Origin of the sequence: Paenibacillus sp. OT2-17 (assembly GCF_009827695.1) — a bacterium.
GTDB lineage: Bacteria > Bacillota > Bacilli > Paenibacillales > Paenibacillaceae > Paenibacillus > Paenibacillus polymyxa_B.
Genome location: NZ_WUDQ01000305.1, coordinates 1 through 4,295 on the forward strand (window position 1 = coordinate 1; position 4,295 = coordinate 4,295).

A 4,295-nucleotide genomic window follows, 5' to 3' on the forward strand; every position below is an offset into this window, starting at 1 on the left:
AGGAGAGATGGAAATTCCCGCAGATGCCTTTTACGGTATTCACACCGCACGCGCGATGAACAATTTTGTGGTCAGTGGCAGGCCCGTGAACCAAAACTTGATCCACGCTCTTGTGTTGGTAAAAAAAGTAGCCGCTCAAGTGAATGGTGAGCAGAAACGGCTTCCTGCCCAACGGGCCTCCGCCATTGTAAATGCCTGCGACGAATTACTCGCCGGGAGGCACCAACATATGTTTACCGTGGATGCCATACAAGGCGGTGCAGGCACCAGTACCCATATGAATGTAAATGAGGTCATTGCTAATTTGGCCATCGTACAGCTAGGAGGCAGACCAGGGCAGTATGAGATTATACATCCTCTGGATGATGTGAACTGCTGCCAGTCTACGAATGATGTCTATCCCACAGCGCTACGAATTGCAGCGATACGGCTGCTTCGACCTTTATGTGACACGATGTCTTCGTTACAGGATGCTTTACAGCACAAAGAAACGGAATATGCTGACCTGCTCAAACTAGGCCGCACTCAGCTAATGGATGCCCTGCCCATGATGGCCGGGCAGGGCTTTGGTGCCTACGCAAAGGCTATAGCGCGCGACCGCTGGCGTCTCTATAAAGCTGAAGAGCGGCTGCGGGAAATCCCTATTGGAGGCACGGCGATTGGCACAGGTATGAACGCGCCCCGCGCTTACAGCTATCGAATGGTCGAAAAGCTGGCGGATGAGACTGGTTTTGGACTGAGTCGCAGCGACCACCCGATGGACCCGATTCAAAATATGGATGTCTTTGTGGAGGTGTCTGGTCTACTCAAATCAGCCGCCGTGAATTTGTACAAAATATCTGGCGATTTTCGCCTACTGGCCTCTGGTCCTTTCGGTGGTATTGGCGAATACACGCTGCCTCCAGTTCAGGCCGGATCCTCTATTATGCCTGGCAAGGTCAATCCGGTAATAGCTGAAATGGCAGGACTAACAGCCATGCGTGTGATAGCCGAAGATGCGGCTATCACTATGGCCGCTGCCTCCGGTCAGTTGGAACTAAACGCATTCCTGCCGCTGATTGCCGAATCGCTGCTGGAATCGCTACATATTCTGAACAGCGCGGTTCGACTATTCGAGGAACGATGCGTACGCGGCCTGATCGTGCGTGAGGAACGCTGCACTACAAATCTGCGTAACTCAGCCGTGATGGCTTCTGCGCTGGTCGCGGAGCTTGGCGATGATGAAGCTGCCTCCATTGCATCTGCAGCCATTGTGCAAGGTCGCACACCAGAGGATATTGCAGAAGATCGCGGCCTACTGACCCGTTCGCGGATTGACCAATTATGCTATCCCTATACAGTAACCAAACCCGGAATTCCGGGGCAGGAAGAAGGAACTCACCATGGGAATGAATGATACCCCTCGTAGCAACCGACCACATATTGTCCTGCTCGGTCGCCGCAACGCAGGCAAATCCAGCATTCTGAACACCCTGACGGGTCAGCCCGTCGCTGTGGTATCTCCTGTAGGAGGAACGACCACGGACCCCGTTTTCAAACCGATGGAGCTGCTCCCAGCGGGTCCCATTGTTCTGGTGGATACCGCCGGACTGGACGATGAGGGTGAGGTCGGGGAGCTGCGCCGCAACAAAACGCTAGAAATACTTAATAGTACAGACTTGGCCTTGCTCGTTATCGACGCCACCGTTGGAGTCGGACCATTCGAGCATGAGCTACTCGAAAAGCTCCGCACCAAAAAGATTCCTGTTATTGGGGTATTGAATAAGATAGATACCCTTACTGAATCAGATAAAACGGCTACAAAGCTGGCAACTGAACTGGATCTCACCCTGATTCCTTTCAGTGCATCTTTGCTCCAGGGAGACACGGAACTGAAAAAATCTATCACTAATACACTCCCCCAAAATGAGGATCGTTTCCGTATCGTCGGTGACCTGTTGTCACCCGGCGATGTTGTTGTGCTGGTCGTTCCCATCGACAAAGCTGCACCAAAAGGCCGTTTGATCCTGCCACAGCAGCAAACAATCCGCGATACACTAGAGAGCGATGCCATCGCCGTAGTGACCAAAGAACATGAACTACGATTGACGCTGGAGAGATTGGGACGTAAGCCTCGCTTGGTCATTACCGATTCACAGGTTTTTATGAAAGTAGCGGCCGACACGCCCAAGGATGTACCTCTCACATCTTTTTCCATCCTGTTTGCCCGTCATAAAGGCGATCTGGACGAACTGGTACGAGGTGCAAGAGCCATTGATCGCCTCAAGGATGGAGACCGTGTACTCATTGCCGAAGCCTGCACTCACCAATGCCAATCTGACGATATTGGTCGAGTGAAAATTCCCCGCTGGCTCCGCCAAACGATAGGCAAACGTCTCATCATCGAGCATGCATCCGGCTCCAGCTTCCCTGATGATCTGAGCGAATATGCACTGGTTATTCATTGCGGTGCATGCATGCTCAATCGGCGTACGATGCTTCATCGAATGTCGGAAACGAAAGCTGCCGGAGTGCCGATTGTGAACTATGGTATTTTCATCGCTTATGTACAGGGGGTCTTTCCCCGTGCTATTGAATGCTTCCCATCTGCTATGCTGGCATGGGAGCAAGCTGTAGAAGCCGGCAGTTATTCCTAAAAGACCTTATCTCGTCATTAATATTTTTTTCCAGATACACAAAAGCAGTCGCGCTGATTCCAACGCGACTGCTTTTTATTTTCAAGTTCGATTATAAATCATGAGAATTTTCATAACGTGAAATGATACTACGAATAATATAAATTGCTAAAAATACAAATCACGCTCGCCTGCTTCCAGTCGTTCCAGTCTGTCAAGCGTCAAACGGCGCGTCGATTCACGTGGTATACGCTCCAGATTCTCTCGCAGAGCGGCAGCTCCCAGTTCACGCGCCTCCTCATCCCCATAATCCAGTAGATATTCTTGGAAGGTCAACAGCGAATTCGGCTGACACACATTATGAATTTGTCCTGATTTGGCAAGTTCCATGAAACGATCTCCAGTTCGCCCCTCGCGGTAGCAAGCTGTGCAGTAGCTCGGCATATATCCGCCACGGCACAGACTTTTAATAATTTCCGATGGTGAGCGATGATCCCCTACCTCAAATTGAGGCTTATCATCAGTTTCCTGTTTTGCATATGCCCCTACGCCTGTAGCTGAACCTGCACTAATCTGCGACACGCCTAGACCAATGACGCGGTCCCTATATTCCGGCTCCTCGCGTGTGGACAGGATCATACCAGCATAAGGGACAGCCAGTCGAAGAACGGATACAATTTTCATAAAATCCTCATCGTTGACCAGGTACGGATATCGCTCCAGGTCTACATTTTCAGCCGGACGCAATCGTGGAACTGAAACCGTATGAGGGCCACACCCAAAGGCTTCTTCCAAGTGCTCGGCATGTTTCAGCATCGCTACGGTTTCATAACGGAAATCATACAGACCGTACAACACACCGATCCCCACATCATCTATACCCGCACGCATGGCTCTGTCCATTGCGGTGGTGTGCCAATCAAAGTCCCGCTTTGGTCCCTGTAAGTGAAATTTACGATAGCTTTCCCGATGATACGTTTCCTGAAATAAAATATACGTACCAATGCCTACCTCTGCCAGCTTCCGATAGTCCTCCTCGGTTGTGGATGCAATATTCACATTGATCCGTCGAATGCTGCCGTTATCTACCTTGACCTCATAGATCTGGCGCAGACAATCGACGATATAGTCAATGGGACAATGGACTGGGTCTTCCCCCGCTTCCAGCACGAGCCGCTTGTGTCCCAGTTCTTGAAGCACTCTAACCTCCTCTACCAATTCCTCCGGTGTCAGACGGCTACGAGTAAAGCTGTCATTGGTATGTTTATAACCACAATATTCGCAGTTATTCACGCAGTGGTTGCTTACATATAAAGGGGCGAACAGTACAATTCGGTTGCCATAAATTTGTTCTTTGACTGCCCTCGAAGATTTGAACATCTCTTCCAATAATTCAGGATCATCCACATGCAAAAGAGCCGCCGCTTCACTCGCACTCAGTCCCCGGCAGGCTCTCCCCTTTTCTAAAATTTCTAAAATACGGTGTCGATCTGTTGCCTCTTGTTTCCCCTGCTCCACTGCTGCCATAATCTCTGCTTCATTAATAAAATCCGCCGACACTTTCTCCCGTACTCCACTCACGTATACCCATCTCCTTATTTATGGTTACTGCAATGTTTCCGTTATGGCCTCACAAAGTTTCCTGTCTCATAAGCTGTCGTTGCACCCTCAAACTATCGC

The 4,295-nt window shown here is 50.2% G+C and carries 3 protein-coding genes; 2 read left to right on the plus strand and 1 reads right to left on the minus strand.

What is annotated here, in order from left to right; genetic code table 11:
* Nucleotides 1–1,396 (plus strand): aspartate ammonia-lyase (locus tag GRP75_RS20020; protein WP_237449117.1); only part of this gene is annotated, 1,396 nt, incomplete at its 5' end.
* The gene (gene hydF, locus GRP75_RS20025) at nt 1,383–2,636 is read left to right on the plus strand and encodes a [FeFe] hydrogenase H-cluster maturation GTPase HydF (protein ID WP_028540674.1); all 1,254 of its coding nucleotides are present in this window, start codon (nt 1,383–1,385) and stop codon (nt 2,634–2,636) included. The genes GRP75_RS20020 and hydF, both read left to right, overlap by 14 nt.
* Nucleotides 2,637–2,783: 147 nt before the next feature.
* Here the strand turns inward: hydF and hydG are convergent, their stop codons facing one another.
* Nucleotides 2,784–4,196, minus strand: coding sequence for a [FeFe] hydrogenase H-cluster radical SAM maturase HydG (gene hydG / locus GRP75_RS20030; protein ID WP_013310651.1), 1,413 nt, complete (start codon nt 4,194–4,196; stop codon nt 2,784–2,786).
* Nucleotides 4,197–4,295: the final 99 nt, after the last annotated feature.